The organism is Pseudomonas abietaniphila, from assembly GCF_900100795.1.
Taxonomy (GTDB): Bacteria; Pseudomonadota; Gammaproteobacteria; order Pseudomonadales; family Pseudomonadaceae; genus Aquipseudomonas; species Aquipseudomonas abietaniphila.
In genome coordinates this window covers 87,227-107,409 of sequence record NZ_FNCO01000012.1, presented here as the reverse complement: position 1 = coordinate 107,409, position 20,183 = coordinate 87,227, and the positions used below count along the sequence as shown (strand labels likewise).

Genomic DNA, 20,183 nt, shown 5'->3' with positions numbered 1-20,183 from the left:
ACCCGCCGCTTTAGACTGACGGTGCCCACTCATTGAGTGGGCACTGTTGTTTTGGGTGGATGGAAAACCTGAAAGCCAGCCGTCAGCGTCGCTTCTTGCTCCCTCCCAGCAACGACCCCATCAAGCCTCGCACCAGCTCGCGACCAATCTGATTGGCAGCCTGACGCATCGCACTTTTGACCGCCTGCCCTGCCAGCCCGCCCAGAAAACCGCCGGCCATGTCGGCAAAGCCGCCTTCTGCTTTCTCGTCTGCAACGGGCGCCTGCCCTGATTCAGAAGTTGCGCCTTTCCTCGCCAGCAGCATTTCATACGCCGACTCGCGATCGACCGGCTTGTCGTAACGACCGGACAGCGGCGATTGGGCGATCAACGCCGCGCGCTCTGCATCGCTCAGCGGCCCTATCCTCGATTGCGGTGGTGCAACCAGCACACGCTTGACCATTTCCGGCGTGCCCTTCTCCTGCAGGGTTCCCACCAGCGCTTCACCGATCCCCAACTCGGTCAACACCGTCAGCGCATCGAATTCGGGATTGGGCCGGAACCCTTCCGCCACGGCTCTCAGCGATTTCTGCTCTTTGCTGGTGAAAGCCCTCAAGCCGTGCTGAATACGCAAGCCCAGTTGCGCAAGGATCGTGTCGGGCAGGTCGGAGGGAGACTGCGTGACGAAAAAAACACCCACGCCCTTGGAGCGAATCAGCCGGACCACCTGTTCAAGCCGGTCCTGCAGCGCTTTCGGCGTATCGGCGAACAGCAGATGCGCCTCGTCGAAAAACAGCGCCAGCAGCGGTTTGTCGGCGTCGCCACGCTCAGGAAGCTGCTCGAATAACTCGGCCAATAACCACAACAGGAACGTCGCGTAGACCTTCGGCGCCTCATGCACCAGACGGCTGGCGTCCAGCAGGTGAATACGCCCTCGCCCATCGCTCGCTGGCTGCAGGATGTCTTCGAGTTGCAGGGCCGGTTCGCCGAACAGCGCTTCGGCGCCCTGTTGCTCAAGCACCGCCAGACGACGCAACAAGGCCTGGCTGGAACCTGTCGTCATCAGCGCGCTGTCTTCACCCAGCACTTGTGGGTTGTCACGCAAGTAGTTGAGTAACGCCTTGAGGTCCTTGATATCCAGCAACAACAGTCCCTCGCGGTCGGCGACCTTGAACGCGGCATACAGGGCCGACTGTTGACTGTCGGTCAATTCCAAAAGGCTTCCGAGCAGTAACGGCCCCATTTCGGACAACGTCGTACGAAGTGGGTGGCCCGACTGGCCCTGCACATCCCACAACGTCACCGGGTACGCCTGCGGCGTATGGTTGAGCCAAGGCATCCCGGCAATACGCTCGGCCACCTTGCCCTGAGGATTGCCCGCTGCGCCCAGCCCACAAAGGTCGCCTTTGATATCTGCAGCAAAGACCGCCACACCTGCGTCGCTGAACACTTCCGCCAGGCGCTGCAAGGTCACGGTTTTTCCGGTGCCTGTCGCCCCAGCCACCAGTCCGTGACGATTGGCCAGACGCATCGCCTGACCGATCGGCTGACCGTCGAGGCCCGCGCCGACCAGAATGTGTTGAGAATCCGGCATGTCATCCCCCAAAGGTCGCTTGTTTTCGAATAAGGCCAAAGCGATTCACCGAGCTTCGCCCGCATTGAACATCGCCAACCCGCGTCGGCTTCTTCACTCTAGTTCACGCCACGAGAAGCCCACAGCGTCGGCGATTGCACAATGGCTTTCCACCACCACCGAACAACTCATCTTGTGAGTGGTCAACGAAGGGCGTAATACCGCAGGAAGGAGCAACCGTGGCTGAGCACGTCAGCACGATGGGGCATATTCCAGGCACGCGAGCGGCTTTGCGCCAATGCCCACAGGGCTGCACCATTGATGCACCAGTGGTGCACAACACCTGTATCGTCTGCCGGACTTTTCCCCGATCGACGCACCGGGTATTGTCTGGAGCGCGCGCAGTTGCTGGCGACGCGGACTCCCGAAAATAATAAGTGACCATCGCGAGGCTCATTTGCATAACGCCACCCCTATCCGCCACGGGCTACACCCCGTGGACATGCGCCATGATTTCTCTCGCCGGTATCGGCTGCACCCCTTGAACGCCTGCTCGAAGAAGGCCGTGAGCCCATGACCAGGTTTGACGGGCTGCAACGGCAATGCGCTGCCAGGTCCGCGGCGTGAAGCGACTTGTCTGGCTGGCGGTGGTGCTGGTACTTGCCCTTCTGATTCCCTTCTTCATGGGCGGCGCGGATATGTTTCACCGCCTGCGCAACTTTCCGCTCCCCTTGCTGCTCGGCATGTTTGGCATGGTTCTGGTCGGCTGGTGCATGAACACCCTGCGCTTGCGCCTGCTGTTGGGCGAGAGCGCGGGAGGACTGGGAATGCGCAAAATTCTGGCAGTGGTCATGGCCACCGAATTCGCGTACTGCGCGACGCCCGGTGGCAGCGGTGCGCCGTTGACGCTGGTGGCGCTGCTGTCACGCAGCGGTATCGGTCCGGCAAAGAGCACGGCGGCGTTTGCCACGGATCAGCTCAATGACCTGGTGTTTTTTCTGCTCGCGCTGATCGGCATCCTGATTTACGCGGTCTTTCACAAACTCAGCGAAAACCTTGAATGGATGCTCATTGCCAGCGCATTGCTGATCGGCGCGGGCCTGGGTGCCTGCGCAGGTTTTGCACGGTATCACCGTCGAATCATTCTGCTGAACGGCAAGCTGCTCAAACGCCTTAAACGCAAAAACACCACGCGCATCCGATGGGCGCGCAAGTTATTGCATTTTCGCGATGCGCTGGCTGAAACCTGGAAGATGCCCCACCGCATATTGCTCAAGGTCTTCGCGCTGACCTGCGTGCACTGGAGCCTGCGTTACAGCGTGATGTACCTGGCCTTGCAGGGGCTTGGCGTGAACATCGATTGGGCCTGGACGTTTCTGGTGCAAATGCTGTCGCTGAGCGCGGGACAGTTCAGCCTGTCGCCGGGCGGGGCCGGTGCTGCGGAATTGACCTCGGCGGCCCTGTTGGCGCCGATGGTGGGCAAATCGACCGCTGCCGCGGCGATTCTGATCTGGCGGATCGTGACGTACTACTTCTATCTGGTGGCGGGCGGACCGGTGTTTCTGCTGATGGTGGGCCGACCCTTGTTGATGAAACTACTCCGGATCCGGGCGGCGTGAAGCCTCTTCGTCCGTTTCCTCAGGCTTGAGTCGCTCCCACAACTGAGCGGCCCCCTCGAAATCGGTGCCGTCCTCGGGAGACAACGCCTCCGGGTCATAACGGCTCAGACAGCCTTCACCCAAGGTGGGCGGAGCGTTGGAGGTGGCTTTGTCGAGTGGGTCGGTCATGGCTGTGCTCCGCTGGTCTACGGATGAACTGTGGGACGACTTCATTCGTGAGGCGCCAGTGCATTCACTGCGCTGTGTCGCCTGACACATTGCATGGCGGATGAACTGGCCCCCACAGATCTGGCGCTTAAACGCTGCCTCTCTGGCTGGACTCTATCGTCCGGCTCAGTCGAACACCACGGTCTTGTTGTCATGGACCAGAACGCGGTCTTCCAGGTGCGCGCGCAAGCCGCGGGCCAGCACCATCTTCTCGACGTCACGACCGAAACGCACCATGTTCTCGATGCTGTCGCGGTGGCTGACGCGCACCACGTCCTGCTCGATGATCGGGCCAGCGTCCAGCTCTTCGGTGACGTAGTGACAGGTCGCACCGATCAGCTTCACGCCACGCAGCGATGCTTGATGGTAAGGCTTGGCGCCCACGAACGACGGCAGGAAGCTGTGATGGATGTTGATGACCTGATGTGCGTATTCGCGGCAAAGATCAGGCGGCAGGATCTGCATGTAACGGGCGAGCACCACCACATCGGCTTCGTGCTGTTTCACCAGGCGTGAAACTTCAGCGAAGGCCGGCTCTTTGTCTTTTGGATCGACCGGTACGTAGTGGTAAGGAATGTTGTGCCACTCGACCATGCTGCGCAGGTCCTGGTGGTTGGAAATCACACAGGCGATTTCGCAATCCAGCTCATCGCTGTGCCAGCGGTGCAGCAAGTCCGCCAGGCAATGCGATTCGCGGCTGGCCATCAGCACGACGCGTTTTTTCTGATCGGAGTCCGTGATGCGCCAGTCCATCGAGAACTCTTCAGCGATGGGAGTGAATGCCTCGCGGAAACCCTCGAGGTCGAACGGCAGCGTGTCGGCACGGATTTCGTGACGCATGAAGAACCAGCCGCTGAGGTTGTCAGAATGATGGCTCGCTTCGGTAATCCAGCCGTTGTACGACGCCAGAAAGTTACTGACTTTGGCAACGATGCCAACGCGGTCCGGGCACGCGATGACCAGACGAAAAGTGCGCATGAGGGGGAAACTCCAGAACTTCGCAAAGGCGGCTATTCTAGCGACTACCCGACGACTCTGCAGTATTCCGATGACACTGATTTCATGGGGTGAAAATGCGCCTCGGATCAACGGTAATGGGTCGCTGCTCCCGAGCCGCCCCTCCCGGATCTAACAAGGCGCAGATAAGGCACTCAGTAGAGGCATTCTTTTGAACGCCGGCCACATAACATTTGTTTCATGAATGCGCAGATCACTCAGCTATTTCAAAATGCTACAGATAAAACTTTTCTTAAATGTTTACTTGCGCAAACGCTGTGACTATTATTGCGTCATTACACCCTGCTCATCACAACACAGGTAGCCCTCATGTCCCTGATCAACGAATACCGCGCAACAGAAGAAGCCATCAAAGAACTGCAAGCGCGTCTGCAAAACCTGCAACAAGACGACAAACTGCAAAAGGAACTTGAGTTCGAAGGCAAACTGCGCACCCTGATGGGCGAATACCAGAAATCCCTGCGTGACATCATCGCGCTGCTGGATCCAGATTCCAAAATGAAGGCCCCTCGCGGCGCTGCGGTCAAAACTACCGGCACCAAGCGCGCGCGCAAGGTCAAGCAATACAAGAACCCGCACAACGGTGAAATCATCGAAACCAAAGGCGGCAACCACAAAACCCTGAAAGAGTGGAAAGCCAAGTGGGGCGGCGACGAGGTTGAAAGCTGGGCAACTCTGCTGGGCTAATTACCCACGTAGTGCGCTAGCTGTTGTGCAGTGATGTGCGACTCAAGAAAAACGCCAGCAAATGCTGGCGTTTTTTATTGGCCGCGAAAACGCAGCCCCCGTTTACAAGCCCACTCGCTGCTGAAGTTGCAACGCATAATCCTGCCACTGGCTCAGCACCTTGAGTTGCTGGGGCGTCGCGGTGAGGGACTGCGCGATCAAGGCTTTGGTAAAGGCTTTCAACGTGTTGGGCGCACCAGCCTGCGGGTCGGTGAGGCGCAACTGGCAAAAGCTTAACCAGCGTTGTTGCTCTTCGACGCTCAGGGTTTCGGCAAAGTTTCGGGCGCGGTAACGGAACAATAACTCGGGCAGACGAGGGTCATCGAAAGGCCAGGCCTCGCTCCCCAGTTGCTGCGGCTCGGCAATACGGACCTGCTCACAAAGACGACGATCCCGGTCGTTAATAAACCCATCATATAACTGCTGCTCGGGGTCATCACTCGCCGCGAATTCATCACTGGTGTAAACCGTTTTCAACTTTTCCTGCCAGATCGCCTGCCCTTCATTCAGCCGCAAGACACGCTCTTTCAAGACGCTCATGTCCAACTGCAACCGCTGGCGATCTTCCTCGCGCAAGACGCTCAGAGGCGCGACGACCGGGCATTTATTTATATGCAGTAGTTTGAGCGGCACTGGCAACTGCCCCTGCGCCAGATCTTCACGACGTGTATATAAACGCTGGCGCAAGGTCTCGCCGTCTTCGTCCAGCAACGGACGGTGATCATGAAAAAGGTCGCAGACAATCAGCGCATTGCGATTGGTCGGATGCCAGGCCAGCGGTAATACGACGCTCAGGTAACTTCGCGCGGCGGAAAACCGGCCGGATATATGCACCAGCGGCTGCAACAACCGTATCTGCTCCTGCACCTTGTGCTTGCTGCGTAACTGGAAAAGATAGTCGTACAGCTTGGGTTGTTTGTCGCGAATCAAACGTGCGAGTGCAATAGTTGCACGCACATCGGACAGCGCATCGTGGGCCTGACCGTGATCGATGCCATTGGCCGCAGTGAGACGCTCAAGTTTCAGCGTGACGCGCCCCTCTTCTTCCGGCCAGACAATGCCTTCGGGGCGAAGGGCATAGGCGGTACGCACGACATCGATCAGGTCCCAGCGACTGTTGCCGCCCTGCCACTCCCGCCCGTACGGGTCGAAGAAGTTGCGATACAGGCTGTAGCGCGTCATCTCGTCATCGAAACGCAGCGTGTTGTAACCCGCACCACAGGTGCCGGGTTGTGAAAGCTCGGCATGCACGCGGGTCATGAAATCCGCTTCGCACAATCCTTTTTCCGCCAGCCGTGCCGGGGTGATGCCCGTGACCAGGCAGGCTGCCGGGTGCGGCAGGATGTCGTCGCTCGGCTGGCAATAGAGGTTGACGGGGTCGGCGATTTCGTTGAGCTGCTCATCGGTGCGTATCCCCGCCATTTGCAGAGGACGGTCGTTACGCGGATTGATCCCGGTGGTTTCGTAGTCGTACCAGAAGATGCTGGAGGTCACGGGGCTGATCCTGAACAAAAGACCGGGCAAGTCTAACAGATGGACCTGACGCGCTATCGAGGCGGCAGATGTAACGAGGTTATGCGCAGGTTGCTTACCTCCCCCTGCGTGGCTAGCATCAGACTTTATTTCAAGGCGTATCCCTCCCCACAATGTCCACCTCGCACGCTTGGCCAAGGAACGCTGCGCAGCCTGCCCCGCTGGACACCCGTATCCGCATGGAAACCCCGGAAGGCATCGACCTGATGCTGCGTCCTGCCGGACTGTTGGCGCGCTCGCTGGCCTTCAGCATCGATCTGCTGATTCGCGGTGCCCTGCTGACCGGACTGTTCTTTGTGCTGGGAGCGCTGGGTGAGTTTGGCACTGGCGTGTTCGTGCTGGTGCTGTTCCTGATCAACTGGTGGTACATGGTGCTGTTCGAGGTCCTGCATCAGGGACGCACACCCGGTAAGCAGATGATGGGATTGCGCGTGGTCCACGATGACGGTACGCCGGTCGGCTGGTCGGCCTCGCTGCTGCGCAATCTGTTGCGCTTCGTCGACATGCTGCCGTTCGGTTACAGCGTCGGGGCGTTTGCCTGCTTGCAACACCCGCTGTTCAAACGCCTTGGCGATCTGGCAGCGGGGACGCTGGTGATTTACCGCGACGCCCCCACACCTCGCCCGGCGCTGCCCGATGCGCCACCCGTGATGCCACCGTGGGTGCTGACCTTGTCGGAACAACGCGCCGTATTGGCCTTCGCCGAGCGTCAGGCGGGGCTCGCCCCGGCGCGGGCCGAGGAGCTTGCATCGATACTCGCCGAACCGCTGCAGATGCCTGCCCACAGCGACCCGCAACAAGCAGTGAGCCAGTTGAATGGCATCGCTCGCACACTGGCGGGATCGGCATGAAGCGGTGCTCGCCATGAAGCAAAGCCATTTCGAACAACGCCATCAAGACGCTTGGCAGCAGTTCGGCGAGCGCCTCGACGCGCTGGAACGCAGCCGACGCCGGCACGACGCAGGCGACGGTTTCACGCAGGCGTACCGGCAAATCTGTCAGCACCTGGCGCTGGCTCAAGCGCGCGGTTACAGCAGCCATCTGGTCGAGCCGCTGCAACAGCTCGCCATGCGCGGCCATCAACAGCTGTATCGCCACCGCAGCCAGTTCGCGGCCCAGTTGCTGGCATTCGTACTCGCAGATTTCCCGCGACTGGTGCGTGCCGAATGGCGGCTGGTCACCTTGGCCCTCGTCTTGTTCTTCGGCAGCCTGATCGTGATGGGACTGCTGGTGTACGGGTATCCGGACCTGATCTACAGCGTGGTCAGCCCCGCTCAAGTCAGCGAAATGGAATCCATGTACGACCCTGCGGCTCGTCGTATCGGCCAAGCCGCAGAACGCGCCTCGAGCACCGACTGGCTGATGTTCGGCTACTACATCATGCACAACATCGGTATCGCCTTTCAGACCTTCGCCAGCGGGTTGCTGTTTGGCTTGGGCAGCTTGTTCTTCCTGTTCTTCAATGGCCTGATGATCGGCGCCGTCGCAGGTCACCTCACCGATGTCGGCTTCGGCCAAACGTTCTGGCCGTTTGTGGTGGGGCATGGCGCCTTCGAATTGACCGCTATCGCGCTGGCGGGCGCTGCGGGCCTGAAACTGGGCTGGGCACTGCTCGCACCCGGCCCGATGCGACGAGGGGAAGCCCTGCGCATCGCCGCAAAAACCAGCGTCCGGCTGATCGGCGGCGTGATGTTGTTTCTGTTGATTGCCGCTTTTATCGAAGCCTACTGGTCGTCGATGACCTGGCCGCAGCCCACCACCAAATACCTGGTGGGCGCCGTGTTGTGGGCGTTGGTCGCCTCCTATCTGATGTTCGCCGGGCGCACACCTCATGCGCCTGACTGAAGCCTGCGTGGCGATTCGCCCGCGCAATCCATGGGAAGCCATCGACCTCGGCGTCCTCCTCGCGCGTCAGCATCGGCGTCTGCTCATGACCAGTTGGGCGATGGTCACGTTGCCGATTTTCGCGCTGATCAGCGGGTTGCTCTGGAACTATCCCAGCGTGGCGGTGCTGCTGTTCTGGTGGCTCAAGCCCGCGTTCGAACGGCTGCCGTTGCTGATCCTTTCCCAAGCGCTGTTCGGCGCAACGCCATCGTTGAAGGAGGCGCTCAAGGCCTGGCCGCGCGCGCTCAAACCCCAGTTGCTCGCCAGCCTGACATGGCGCCGTTTCAGTCTGAGCCGCAGCTTCTATTTGCCCGTGCAGCAACTTGAAGGCCTGAACGGATTGTCACGGGCACAACGCATCGCGCTGCTGGGACAAAAGGACCGACGCGTCGCGCGCTGTCTGACGTCCATGGGCAGCACCCTGGAGATGTGCCTCTGGGTCGGTGCAATGTTGCTGTTCTACGCGCTCATTCCCCAGCAGGTTGAACTGGACTGGTCATGGCGTAGCCTGCTGGACATCGAAGGGCAATGGAACTGGCTGGAACATTTGACCAATGCGTTCTACGCGCTGGTGCTGGTGTTCTGGGGCCCGACCTATGTCTCTTGCGGTTTCGCCCTTTACCTCAATCGCCGTACGACGCTGGAAGCCTGGGACATCGAACTGGCGTTCCGCCAATTGCGCCAGCGCGTGATGGGCAGCGCCTATGCGCTCTTGATCGGCGTATCACTTGCCTTCAGCCTGTCTCCGTCGACCACGATGGCCGCCGAGCCCCCAGGCGAATCGAATTACAGCTGCCCGTTGCCGCCTCTGGACTCTCCTCTGGCGGACGAGCAGGTGGCAGGCCCCACCGCAGCGCGATTGCTGAACCAGCCACTGACCAGCCAGGCCTCGCGGCAAGCCATCAAAACCGTGCTGGACAGCCCGCCCTTCAAGAACCCGAAAACCGTCTCGGGCTGGCGAATCTCCGAACAGAAACACAGTGCAAAGACCGGCGACAGCCCTCAATGGCTGGCGAAGCTGGTGGTGGGCTTACTGAACGCAGGCAAAACCCTGTCGACGGTTTTCGAAGCCCTGCTATGGACCTTGATCGCCGTGGTCGTTGCCTGGGCCGCGTGGCGTTATCGCGCCTGGTTCGGCACGTTTGTCAGCCGGGGCCAACGCAAGAAACCCTCTGCGCGCGCAACACCTCAACAGCTGTTCGGTCTGCAGGTGGCCGCCGAGAGTCTGCCGGACGACGTCGCCAGTGCCGCAGAAAAACTCTGGTCACACGCCCCCCGCGAAGCCCTCAGCCTGCTCTACCGCGCCCTGCTCAACCGCCTGCTCACCGACTATCAACTGCCTCTGAGAAATGCCGACACCGAAGGTCAGGTGCTGGCACGCGTCGACGCCCTGAACCAGCCAACGCTCCACGCCTACAGCCATGAACTGACACGCCACTGGCAAAACCTGGCCTACGGTCATCAGCTTCCTGAGGCGCACGTGCAGCAAGCCCTGTGTGACGACTGGCGGCGGCTGTTCGCCAAGGGCGCTGCTGCATGAACCGGCGCACAGGGATGCTGATTGGCGCCATCGTGCTGGTGTGCGTCGCGATTGCCAGCGCACCGCTGCTCAACCGTATCGAGCACTATGAAGAGGTGGTCGACCAAGGCGCGTCGCCTGAGGTACGGGCCAACCCGTACCTGGCTGCCGAAACGTTTTTGCGTCAGCGAGGCGTGTCAGTCAACGTCACCCAGGCCCTCAATCACCTGCCCGACACGCGCCAGCAAACGCAGACCCTGATGCTGCTGGACACACGCGAAAAGATGACCCCGGCCGACGTCACCCGGTTGCTGAGCTGGACCCGTGCAGGCGGGCGACTGCTGTTCGTCGCCGAGCAGCTGTGGGATGAAAAGAAAGGCCGCAGCGGTGACCTGTTGCTCGATCAGTTGCAGATCCATCAGTTCCTCACCCGTGACCTGCGCGAACAGGACAGGCGACGTGAACGCGAGCAGATCAAGCCCGTCATCCCGTTGAGCACGCCGGACATCGAGGCGCCGAAAACGCCCTGGCCCGAGCTGACCCGGCTCTACGTACAAAACGAAAACGACCCGGCCTACATGAGTTTCGATCCGGCCTTTCACCTGGACGATCCGCAGGACCACGCACAATCCTGGGCCAACAGCGCCGACGCCACCCACCTGCTGCAAATGGTGTACGGCAACGGCCTGATCACGATCCTCACTGACGCAGACCTGTGGAAAACCCGCGCCATCGGCAAATACGACAATGCCTGGTTGCTGTGGTACTTGAGCCAGGACAGCGACGTCACCTTCTTGCTGCGCACCGATCACGACGACTTGTTCGGGCTGCTCTGGAAGTATTTCCCGCAGGCGTTGTTGGCATTGGCGCTGTGCCTGGGTGCAGGTCTCTGGCACGCCGGCATGCGCCACGGCCCTCTACAGCCCGAGCCCTCGCGGGCGCGCCGGCAATTGAGTGAGCACCTGCGCGCCAGCGCCGACTTCCTGCTGCGCCGCCGAGGTCAACACGCGCTGCTACGGTCCCTGCAGCAAGACATACTGCGTCGCGCCCGACAGCGCCATCCCGGCTTCGAAGCGTTACCGGTCACCGAACAATGGCAATTGCTGGCCCGCATCACTCGCCAGCCGACCCGCCACATTGGCCAGGCCTTGCGCCCGCGCCTTGAAGAACGCCTGTCCAGCACCGAATTCACCCGTCAGGTTGCCTACCTGCAAACCCTCAGGAATGCCTTATGATCCGGAGCGTTGCAGTCGTTGGTTGCATTGGCAACCTGCCTCATCTACGAGGTGCTGAACGGTGCTTTCGACTGACGAAATCTAGCGAGTGGGGTCAGTGATAACTATCGGCCAGAAGCAGCCATGAGCGGCGCACTCTAGGTCACCTCTTACAGTAAGGTGTTGGTCGCGTGATGACTCAAAACACTCAAAGATGACGCTCAATCGATCACCGATTTCGCCGCTGTCTCCATCGCTTCGATCAATTGCACTGACGCTCGATAAAGGGGGACATGGCCGCGCATCAAGATTTGGGTATTGCGTCGGTAAGCAGCGGCGCGGATGTCTATGCTATCGGTATGAGCCTTGACACTGACCGTGGTATCCAACATGCCAGCCGGATTCTCGATACTCACCTCTACATCCGAATATGTCGCTGAGATACCTTTCAGACCCACGGCCACCGCATGGGCGGTGCTTCCCGCGAGCAAGCATGCGGCGGCGAGACAGCAGCCGCCAGAGACGGCCATCGAAGCGTGCCCCGTCTGGGGCGTGAAATACCGGACTGCAATGTGCCCGCCGTGACGCGGCGCGCCCACGATGCACACTTTGGGAATGGTTTCACTTCGTTCGAGATCGGCCAGGCTCATGAGCTCGCCTTCGCGACGCCGAAGCTGCATCTTCAAACCCGCCTCAATCCATACTCGCCTGAGCTTCGCCATGAACACAGCGTCGGCTTCGAGTTCTGAAATGGCTTCGTGGCCTGTTTTGCCAAAGCTGGCGGCATCGGCAATTACCATGGGCACAGCCACGTCTACACATGACACATTGTGCCCGGCGATTGTGTCCAAGACGTTGCCTGTAGGTAAAAGGGCGCCGGTCTTGTTGCCCCCGGGAGATTGAAGGAAAAGATCCACGCGGGGAAACGCGCCGGAAACACCCGGGATCTCGGCATTCATAAATCGGCCCTGAACATCGCGAGACATCCGGGCGACGGTAAGAACGCCCGTGTTAGTGTTCTTGATTTCGATGTCGAAGCTCCCAGCCGCAGGCACTTCGATCAAGCCCATGTCGATAGCCCATAGCGGCAACGCGGAAGACATGTTGCCGCAATTCACACTCCAGTCTATGTCGCTATGATCACTGGCCAACTGGGCAAGTGTACTCACGATCTGACGCCCCGAGGGCGTGTCTTCCACCCGTGCCAAGAACACCTTATTGCTCGTGGCAGGGCCACGACCTAGCCCGGTTATCTGCCGATTGCCCTGCTGATTTCCATCCAGAGGTACGCCCATGAGGTGACGCAACAGCTCTGCACGCAGCCCCTCATCACGGGGAAGCAAGGGCTCCCAGATCACAACGCCGGTGGAAGTGCCACCCCTCATGTAATGCACTGGCAACTCCATCACGCCAGCGTGCATCTGAGGGCTAAAGCCATTCTGGGAGATGGGAAACATAGGTGATTTCAATATCGACAACTCCACACATCATTGAGGCAGCCCTTACATAGGCTCCTGCACGGATTCAGAAGTATTGGCCGCTGCGACGGCTCTGAGTGGCGCTAGGCGTTTGGCCAAAACCAATGCTGCAACGACGCTTAACGCCAATGGCAAGGATGTGGCCACGATACCCAGGGTAAAGGAACCCGTTTGGTCTTTAATAAGACCAATTACGTAAGGCCCTATGAATCCGCCGAGATTGCCAAACGCATTGATGAACGCTATACCCGCCGCCGCTGCTGAGCCGGTGAGAAAGCTGCCCGGCAAAGTCCAGAATATCGGTCGCGCTGCAATCACACCCAAGGTGCTGATTGAGATGCCCACCATGGCTCCGGACAGTGTGGGCACAGCAGCAGCTATCAACAGGCCTATCGCACCGAGCATGCAACTGGCAGCCACATGGAGGGAACGGTTAGGGCTTTTATCCGACAAAGCGCCCCAAGCGATCATTCCTACAATTGCGACACCGTAAGGGATCATCGACATCAGTCCGATGTGGAAACTGCTCAAGCCGTGCCCTTTGAGGATCTGAGGCAGCCAAATCGCAATCCCGTAGGAGCCGACAGCGAATCCCAAATGAATAACGCCCATGAGCATCACGTTCAGGCTTTTGAAGGCATCCTTGAAGCTGGAGAGATGACTGGCCGTTTTTTCCACGGAGAGCTTGGAGACCAGCCAATCTTTCTCTTCTGGAGTGAGCCACTTGGCTTCAGACGGCCTGTCGGTGAGATACACCAGAACCACTACGCCCAAAATAATCGCTGGAACACCTTCGATGATGAACATCCACTTCCAGCTGGCGATACTCCAGAAGCTGGCGGTTTCCAGCAAAAACCCAGACAAAGGGGCGCCAATAAGAGCAGACAGGGGAATCGCGGTCATGAACAACGCTGTCAATCGCCCGCGGTACTCCTGCGGAAACCAATAGCTTATGTAGAGCACCATACCCGGAAAAAAACCCGCTTCGGCGATTCCTAGCAAGAATCGCAAAGCCATGAATGATACCGGCCCCTGAACAAAGGCAAAGCAGGTTGAAACGATCCCCCAGGTAATCATTATTCTGGCAATCCAGCGACGTGCACCTACCCGATGAAGGGCCATATTGCTGGGCACTTCACAGAGAAAGTAACTGATAAAGAACAGCCCTGCCCCCCATCCGAATACTGTTGCAGTGATTCCAACATCTTCGTTCATGTGTAATGCAGCGAAACCCACGTTAATACGGTCTAGATAATTGACCAGATAACAAACCAGCATCAGCGGGATCAGCCGCAATCCAACTTTTTTGATGGTGCGTTTTTCAATAGATGTGTTCATAGGGCACCCTCTCTGCGCGTGGTCAGTTTGACTTGATCGGTAACCGGCAAGCGATAAAGGCTGCGCCCGTTACTCCAAAGCGCCTTACGCGCCAACTCTTGCCCCAGGATGGATTTGATGAGCTGTATATCGGCAGCCTGGAATGGCCTCTTGGCGCGTGTAGACGGCATATCCGACCCGAACATCAAGGCGTCCGGGCTGCGCCGGGCAATACGTTCGAGTGCGCGAGGCACATCCAGATTGACCCTGCCAAATCCTGAAGCCTTGACCTTGGCACCGGCGTCAACCAGATCCAATAACACAGGCAAGCCCGCTTCGGTCATGCCGAGATGATCAATAACCAAGCCACGGAGCTTACTCAGCTGCGGCACATGCGCTCGTATTTGGGAAGCATCCAGATAGACTTCTGGATGCCATCCTGCAAGATCGAATGCTCGCTGGGAGAGCGCCACCAGTTGATCCATCGAAATTTCATCACCGCGATAAATATTGAAGCGAATGCCGCGAACCCCAAACTTCGCAAGCCTAAGAATTTCCGCGTCCGAAGCGTCCATAGGTAATTGGGTGATTCCGACCCATTCAGTTCCCAGCTTGGTGAGTGCGTCGCATAACCAATCCTGCCGGTAGCCTTGGAACGAGCTGCCGACCAAAACGCCCGAGCAAATCCCTAAAGGGGTCGCGAGCCGCTGGTAATCAGCCTGGGAAAACGTAGGTGGCGTGTACCCACCATTAGCGTCTATCGGGTAAGCAGGGTCGAACAAATGAAAGTGTGCGTCGAATACGGGCTCGTATGAAGCTTCCCCAGCGGCGAACAGATCGCGCAGCGGAATGCACGCAAGTGCGGCAGCCGCCCCCATCAAAAAACTTCTTCTTTTTATTGTCATTGTCGAATCCTTCAGTGATGCCGGGTTACAGCGATGCCAAAATAGAGTCGATGTTCGCAGCCACAGATACCGGCGTTTCGATGGGTGTGTAGTGCCTCGCTTCAGGGACGACCTGGAGCACTGAATTCGGCAGCAGGCGCTGAATCTCCAAGGCCATAGAAATCGGAGTGGCGTAGTCATCCTCTCCGACGACGATCCGCGCAGGCCCTTTATAGCGGGGCAGCAGCTCCCTTTCGTCGGCTTTGCCCAACATCAGGCATGCCTGGTGGTAGGCCTTGGTGTCATTGGCCAAGAAGACGTCGAGCGCTCGGCTGACCACCTGTGGATGAAGTTGGCGGTATTGCGCGCTGAACCAGCGCTCACACTGAAAATCCGCCAACGAGGCCATCCCGTCGCGCAACGCTTGCTCGCCTCGGTCTGACCATTTCGAGAGAGCCCCTTCGCCGTAGCTGGCTGTGGTGTCGATGGCGACTAGGCCAGCCACTCGTTCCGGGTATCGACCAGCCATTCCCAAGGCTATGGTGCCCCCCATGGAACAGCCCACCACCACGGCCCGATCTACCTTCAGGTGGTCAAGGACGCTGCAGATGTCCTCGCTGAAGCGAGCGATATCGTAAGGCCCCGTTGGCTTGTCAGATTGACCATGACCACGACAGTCGACAGCGTAGACATTGGCCTGCGTTTGTAATGCTCGGACAGTGTCAGTCCACATCTGAGAGTCCATAGCCAAAGCATGGATCAACACGACTGTGGGGGCAGTATCAGCGGCATGCTTCAAACGTCTGACGGCCAACCGGCATCCATCTTGGGTGCGCACGAAGAGCAGAGGGTTATCTATTTCGGAGTTTAAGTTCATATCTTTCCTGGTCGCACTTCCAGCTAACGCCTAGAAACGCTCTTATTGTTCTGTCAGTGCTTCTGCCGGGAGTTCGAGTGCGCGCTTGGAAACGATCAGACCGTCGCTATCCACATAGACCCAGTCGCCCTGCGCGATGGTTATATTCAGGAAACTGACCGCGCCGCCGAGATGCCCCGCACCTGTCTTCAGAGGCCTGAGGGGTACAGTCCCTAACGCGAATACCGCGAAAGGCAGTAAGGCCAGGAGCTCTCGATCCCTTACATAGCCATTGATCACTAGCCCAGCCCAACCGTTGTTCAATGCCTTGGCCGTCTGGACGTCGCCCAGCAGGGCACGGTTTGCAGATGCCCCTCCATCGATCACAAGCACCTGGCCATTGCCTGGGGAAGACACCAGTTCCCGGATCAACACGTTGTCGTCGACGCATGTGACTGTCATGGCAGGGCCAGCGCAGGTGCGTTTGCCGCCCAGGGAGACAAGGCCCGGAAAAGCTTGCTGGATGTCGGGCCCCATGGAATCCCAGTAGAGATCGCACAGGTCCGCCGTTGAAACGCGGCTTGAGCAGGTCGTCATGAATACCTCCTAGGTAGTTCTGTACAGAAGTATAGATTTATTGAGCGACCTGTCAACGTCTGGTAATGTGCGCTCCCTGTGTACCGCGCCACGCTCAAACTCAAGGATTAGTGAAATGGTTTCTGATCACGCTTCTAGCCAAAAGCCGGATAGCCGCCTGCCCCGCTACGTACAGATCCGTGACGACCTGGCGCAAAGAATCAATCAGAGGACTTGGGCGACTGGCATAGCGTTGCCTTCAGAAGACAAACTCGCCGCAGAGTATTCAGTTTCGGTAAGCACAATGCGCAAGGTGCTTGACGCATTAGTGCAAGACGGTTTGGTCGAGCGTATCCGAGGGCTGGGAACGTTTGTGTCGCGTTCTTTCGAACGCTCCTCGATGCTGCGCTTCGTGCGATTCAGGGGGACAAAAGGAAACGAATTGCCCACCGCCCAAATCCTCGCGACAAAAATCCTGCCCCCTCCAGAAAAAGCTGCGCAGCAATTACGGCTCCCGCCTGGGCAAACCGCGCTCTACATGCATCGATGCAGATCTTTCGGCGGGGAAATTGTGCTGGTGGAGCATATCTGGCTGCCGTTACCGAAATTTGAGAAGTTGCCTGAGTATCTTGAATCTAACTCTCCGGTCTTGCTGTACCCCGTGTACGAATCCGAATGCGATGTACTGGTGGCCCGCGCGGTCGACGATCTCACCGCACAGCCACTGACCGACCAGGATGCCAAACTCTTCCAACTCGCTCAGGGGACGATGGCAATCCAGATCGAAAGAACGATGCACGATCATGTCGGCGCACCCGTCGAATGGAGACTGTCGTATATACCTGCGGACAGATTTCATTACACGGTGGAGATCAAGTAATTCAGGATTGTAGCGAGCGACGGCAGATAAAACGCTCCACATGCAATGAACCTTTCAACACCCATCTCTGAGTTGCATCAGCAGCACCTTGGTTGGGCATAGGTAGCGCCTGCCCGCCTAATCCGTTCGCGGATGAATGGCAGCTTGCCACCGTCAGCTTCGGGCCAACAGCGCCCAGATACCAACAAGGCAATCCTGGCGGCTACAGCGATCTCCGATTATCTAATGGCTGGCTGGAGATCACTGGGCGGCAGGCGTCCCTGTATGGGAATTAACTGGAGAATCTGGGTCTGACTGCCCTCGCCTTTACTGGATAGCATCACTGCTCTCACGACAACCGACGTGAGGAAATAGTCAACCAGGCGCCGAGGCCGATAAGCGCGACGAGGGATCGAAATGCTCGACAGTACTGCGGTACTCACCGTTTTCTGGGTTTATCTGGCCGGGGTGGTTATTCCGGGGCCTAACTTCGTCGCCGTTGTTCACAAGGCAGTCGCCGGGACACGATCCGAAGCGCTGGCATTAGTCGCCGGCATCGTGGTCGTGAACCTGCTCTGGTCGAGCTGTGCGATCACGGGACTGGGTCTTATGTTTGCAGCCTTCCCATGGGCGGCACTGATCGTGAAGATCCTGGGGGCAGCCTACCTGATGTGGTTTGGCGCGCGCCTGATCGTCAGCGCTGGCAAACATCCTGCCTCACGGACTGACGAGGAGCCTGCTGGCAGCGCTTTCAGATCCTTCTTGCAGGGGGTCGTTACCAACATTGGAAATCCCAAATCCATGGCCTTCTACGCGGCCGTCTTTTCAGCCGCTGCCCCTGCCCACGTCTCAGTCAGCACCTTCGCCTCGATGCTGGCCGTCGTGGTAGTCGTTTCGCTGACGTGGTACGGACTGGTTGCCCTGACGTTGTCGCAGGCAAGGATTGCCTCAGCGTATCAGCAGGCGCGCAAAGTGATTGATCGCCTGTGTGGCGGATTGATTCTAGGGTTGGGCGTACGGCAGCTGACCTGAGCCCGGAATCGAACGCGAGAAAACCGGAACATCATCTTGCGGCCAGGAAGTGGCCATTCAGCTTCTGCAACCTGGGTCCGTCGACGGCGCTGGCTGGAAGCGTCATGCAAAGGACGAGGCACACGCAAAACCGCAGTGGCTCACTGGCTTCGAAGTACCCAGTCTTTTCGCAGGGGCACCGCAAGCCGCTTCAAGCCTGCGCAGCGATGCTGGCTTTGCTTTGGAACATGGCGGTGTCTGCCTTGAAAATCAGATCGTCGAGACCTTCGCCATCTTCCGGATACCACGCTACCCCTAGGCTGGCGCTGACCTGGATCTGGCTGTTTTTCCATGGAATGGGCAGGGCGACGGCCTGGCAGATTTCATGGGTGATGCGCTGGATATCGCCTCTGTGATGCGCGCCGTCGAGCAGTACGACGAATTCGTCACCGCCCATTCGCGCGGCTATTTCGAACTCGCGAATGTTGGATTTGATGGCCGTGGCTACGTGGATCAGGATGGCATCGCCTGCCTGGTGGCCAAAACGATCATTGATCTGCTTGAAGTGATTCAAGTCGATATAGAACAGGGCCAGATGTTCTCCACGGCTCTTTGCGGCCAGCAGCTTCTGACTGGCAAAGGGAATAAAACTATTGCGATTGGGTAAGCCAGTCAGGCTGTCATAGAAGGCCAGCTTGTGTACTTCCTCTTCGGCGAGTTTGCGCAACTTGATCTCGTTGCGCAGATGGCGCTGGGCATTCAACAGAACCAGAGTAAACATCAGGACAAGCACACAGCTAATACTGATCAGCACAATGGTCTTGCGCAGCCGCTCGACAAGCTGTGGCGGGTTGGGATCGTAAATGAAGTTTTCCAGACCGGCGATATTGTCGACCATACCCAGTTGGAGGAAGGTTTCAGCCATACGTTGCCACCGCCCGGGGTTCATATGACCGATCTCGATCAGGTCAGACACCACCAGCGGACGCATGGCCTGAGCCTCGAATTGCAAGTGCGCGCGACTTTTCTCCACCGAATACTGATTGAGCAGCAGGTCTATGATTCGCTCGGGGTTATCCATTGCGTAGCGCCAGCCGCGCAGAGTAGCGCGGCGGAAGGCCTCGACCCGCTCTGGGTGTTCGTCAATCTCGGCCTGGGTGGTGAACAGTATGTCGCTGTAGAAGTCGATCCCGTAAGTGACGGGCGAGATGATGTTGTAGTTCACGCCCCGCTGTTGCAGGTAGAAGGGCTCGTTGGTCAGGTACGAGTTGAACGCCGTCACTTTACCGCTGGCTAAATCCCCAATTTGATAACTGCTGGGTAGCAGTTGCAGTTTTTCGAAGGGGATACCCTCGCTACGGAACATCGCCAGAAAATCGGCATCGGTCTGTGCATCCATCAGCATCACCGGCTTGCTGATCAGGTCGTGCACAGTGCGAACACCTTGGTCGGTGCGCGCCAGGAGCACGGAAGGTGAATGCTGAAAAATCACCGCCAGCGCTACCAAGGGCTTTCCACGCAGGCGTTCGTAGAGCAACTCACTATTGGCTTCGCCGTATTGGGCACGCCCGGAGAGCACTTCTTCGACCGGTGTGACATTGGGGCCACCTTCGTGCAAGCGCACGTCCAGTCCTTCTTCGCGGTAATAGCCCTCTGCGATGGCGGCATAGTAGCCCGCGAACTGGAACTGATGTTTCCAGCGTAGCTGTACATCAATGACCTGCTCGGCGCCGTTCTGTTGAGGGCCAGAACCCGCCCACGCAGCCTGCCCCCAGAGCAGCACAAAGCACAGCAGTCGACGCAGCCGAACGAGGAGAAGTCTCTTCGGCGGGCCTGGCGTGTTAAAAAAGCAACAGAGGCTGGGCATGGTGATAGTCCGTGAACCGCGCTTATCGTAGCGTGCAAGGCATGGCCCGGCATTGTGACATCAC

Annotated in this window: 18 protein-coding genes and 1 pseudogene; 9 read left to right on the top strand and 10 right to left on the bottom strand. The window is 58.5% G+C overall.

Translation table 11 applies throughout. The features are described from left to right. Positions 1 to 82: 82 nt before the first annotated feature. A complete protein-coding gene (locus BLS87_RS21940) occupies positions 83 to 1,573 on the bottom strand; it encodes a helicase HerA-like domain-containing protein (RefSeq protein WP_074755573.1) in 1,491 nt (496 codons plus the stop codon). Between the two features lie 254 nt (positions 1,574 to 1,827). On the opposite strand from BLS87_RS21940, the pseudogene BLS87_RS34715 reads away from it, so the two are divergent. Both BLS87_RS34715 and gpgF read left to right on the top strand, forming a co-directional pair. Next, positions 1,828 to 2,179: pseudogene (locus BLS87_RS34715) on the top strand (DUF2334 domain-containing protein); the annotation flags it as partial. Beyond that, entirely contained in the window at positions 2,176 to 3,171 is a 996-nt protein-coding gene (gene gpgF / locus BLS87_RS21935) for a glucosaminyl phosphatidylglycerol flippase (protein WP_074755788.1), read from the top strand. The pseudogene BLS87_RS34715 and the gene gpgF, both read left to right, overlap by 4 nt. Here the strand turns inward: gpgF and BLS87_RS21930 are convergent. Both BLS87_RS21930 and purU read right to left on the bottom strand, forming a co-directional pair. After that, positions 3,148 to 3,339, bottom strand: a complete 192-nt coding sequence (locus tag BLS87_RS21930) for a hypothetical protein (RefSeq protein ID WP_074755571.1) — start codon at positions 3,337 to 3,339, stop codon at positions 3,148 to 3,150. The genes gpgF and BLS87_RS21930 overlap by 24 nt on opposite strands. 165 nt (positions 3,340 to 3,504) lie before the next feature. Beyond that, positions 3,505 to 4,356 carry a formyltetrahydrofolate deformylase gene (gene purU / locus BLS87_RS21925; protein ID WP_074755569.1) on the bottom strand — a complete coding sequence of 284 codons (852 nt, stop codon included), beginning with the start codon at positions 4,354 to 4,356 and terminating at the stop codon, positions 3,505 to 3,507. A gap of 348 nt (positions 4,357 to 4,704) precedes the next feature. Between purU and mvaT the strand changes: the two genes are divergently transcribed. Beyond that, positions 4,705 to 5,082 carry a histone-like nucleoid-structuring protein MvaT gene (gene mvaT / locus BLS87_RS21920; RefSeq protein ID WP_074755567.1) on the top strand — a complete coding sequence of 126 codons (378 nt, stop codon included), beginning with the start codon at positions 4,705 to 4,707 and terminating at the stop codon, positions 5,080 to 5,082. A 102-nt stretch (positions 5,083 to 5,184) separates the two neighbouring features. On the opposite strand, the gene sbcB is transcribed toward mvaT, so the two are convergent. Then, complete coding sequence (sbcB, locus tag BLS87_RS21915) at positions 5,185 to 6,615, bottom strand: exodeoxyribonuclease I (protein ID WP_074755565.1); 1,431 nt, start codon at positions 6,613 to 6,615, stop codon at positions 5,185 to 5,187. 152 nt (positions 6,616 to 6,767) lie between these two features. Between sbcB and BLS87_RS21910 the strand changes: the two genes are divergently transcribed. Genes BLS87_RS21910 through BLS87_RS21895 form a run of 4 tightly spaced genes read left to right on the top strand, consistent with a single transcriptional unit; the run spans position 6,768 to position 11,292 of the window. Then, a complete protein-coding gene (locus tag BLS87_RS21910; protein WP_074755563.1) occupies positions 6,768 to 7,505 on the top strand; it encodes an RDD family protein in 738 nt (245 codons plus the stop codon). 13 nt (positions 7,506 to 7,518) lie between these two features. After that, positions 7,519 to 8,499, top strand: coding sequence for a stage II sporulation protein M (locus BLS87_RS21905; RefSeq protein ID WP_074755786.1), 981 nt, complete (start codon positions 7,519 to 7,521; stop codon positions 8,497 to 8,499). Next, a complete protein-coding gene (locus BLS87_RS21900) occupies positions 8,486 to 10,078 on the top strand; it encodes a DUF4129 domain-containing protein (protein ID WP_074755561.1) in 1,593 nt (530 codons plus the stop codon). The genes BLS87_RS21905 and BLS87_RS21900 overlap by 14 nt, the downstream gene beginning before the upstream one ends. Beyond that, on the top strand, positions 10,075 to 11,292 hold the full coding sequence (locus BLS87_RS21895; RefSeq protein WP_074755559.1) for a DUF4350 domain-containing protein: 1,218 nt from the start codon (positions 10,075 to 10,077) through the stop codon (positions 11,290 to 11,292). The genes BLS87_RS21900 and BLS87_RS21895 overlap by 4 nt, the downstream gene beginning before the upstream one ends. Positions 11,293 to 11,492: 200 nt before the next feature. Here the strand turns inward: BLS87_RS21895 and BLS87_RS21890 are convergent, their stop codons facing one another. From BLS87_RS21890 to rraA, 5 genes are read right to left on the bottom strand one after another with little or no spacing between them, the layout of a single operon-like run. Beyond that, positions 11,493 to 12,728 carry a PrpF domain-containing protein gene (locus BLS87_RS21890; protein ID WP_074755557.1) on the bottom strand — a complete coding sequence of 412 codons (1,236 nt, stop codon included), beginning with the start codon at positions 12,726 to 12,728 and terminating at the stop codon, positions 11,493 to 11,495. Between the two features lie 45 nt (positions 12,729 to 12,773). Continuing rightward, complete coding sequence (locus BLS87_RS21885) at positions 12,774 to 14,087, bottom strand: MFS transporter (RefSeq protein ID WP_074755556.1); 1,314 nt, start codon at positions 14,085 to 14,087, stop codon at positions 12,774 to 12,776. Next, positions 14,084 to 14,971, bottom strand: a complete 888-nt coding sequence (locus BLS87_RS21880) for an amidohydrolase family protein (protein ID WP_244165882.1) — start codon at positions 14,969 to 14,971, stop codon at positions 14,084 to 14,086. The genes BLS87_RS21885 and BLS87_RS21880 overlap by 4 nt, the downstream gene beginning before the upstream one ends. A 25-nt stretch (positions 14,972 to 14,996) precedes the next feature. After that, entirely contained in the window at positions 14,997 to 15,827 is an 831-nt protein-coding gene (locus BLS87_RS21875) for an alpha/beta fold hydrolase (RefSeq protein WP_074755554.1), read from the bottom strand. A 42-nt stretch (positions 15,828 to 15,869) separates the two neighbouring features. After that, a complete protein-coding gene (gene rraA, locus BLS87_RS21870) occupies positions 15,870 to 16,403 on the bottom strand; it encodes a ribonuclease E activity regulator RraA (RefSeq protein WP_074755552.1) in 534 nt (177 codons plus the stop codon). 115 nt (positions 16,404 to 16,518) lie between these two features. Here rraA and BLS87_RS21865 point away from each other — a divergent pair, with 115 nt between their 5' ends. Together BLS87_RS21865 and BLS87_RS21860 are read left to right on the top strand one after the other, a co-directional pair. Next, entirely contained in the window at positions 16,519 to 17,262 is a 744-nt protein-coding gene (locus BLS87_RS21865; RefSeq protein ID WP_074755550.1) for a GntR family transcriptional regulator, read from the top strand. Between the two features lie 396 nt (positions 17,263 to 17,658). Next, a complete protein-coding gene (locus BLS87_RS21860; RefSeq protein ID WP_074755548.1) occupies positions 17,659 to 18,273 on the top strand; it encodes a LysE family translocator in 615 nt (204 codons plus the stop codon). A 190-nt stretch (positions 18,274 to 18,463) separates the two neighbouring features. Here the strand turns inward: BLS87_RS21860 and BLS87_RS21855 are convergent, their stop codons facing one another. Continuing rightward, positions 18,464 to 20,119: a GGDEF domain-containing protein gene (locus BLS87_RS21855; RefSeq protein ID WP_083370732.1), complete on the bottom strand. Its 1,656-nt coding sequence runs from the start codon at positions 20,117 to 20,119 to the stop codon at positions 18,464 to 18,466. Positions 20,120 to 20,183: the final 64 nt, after the last annotated feature.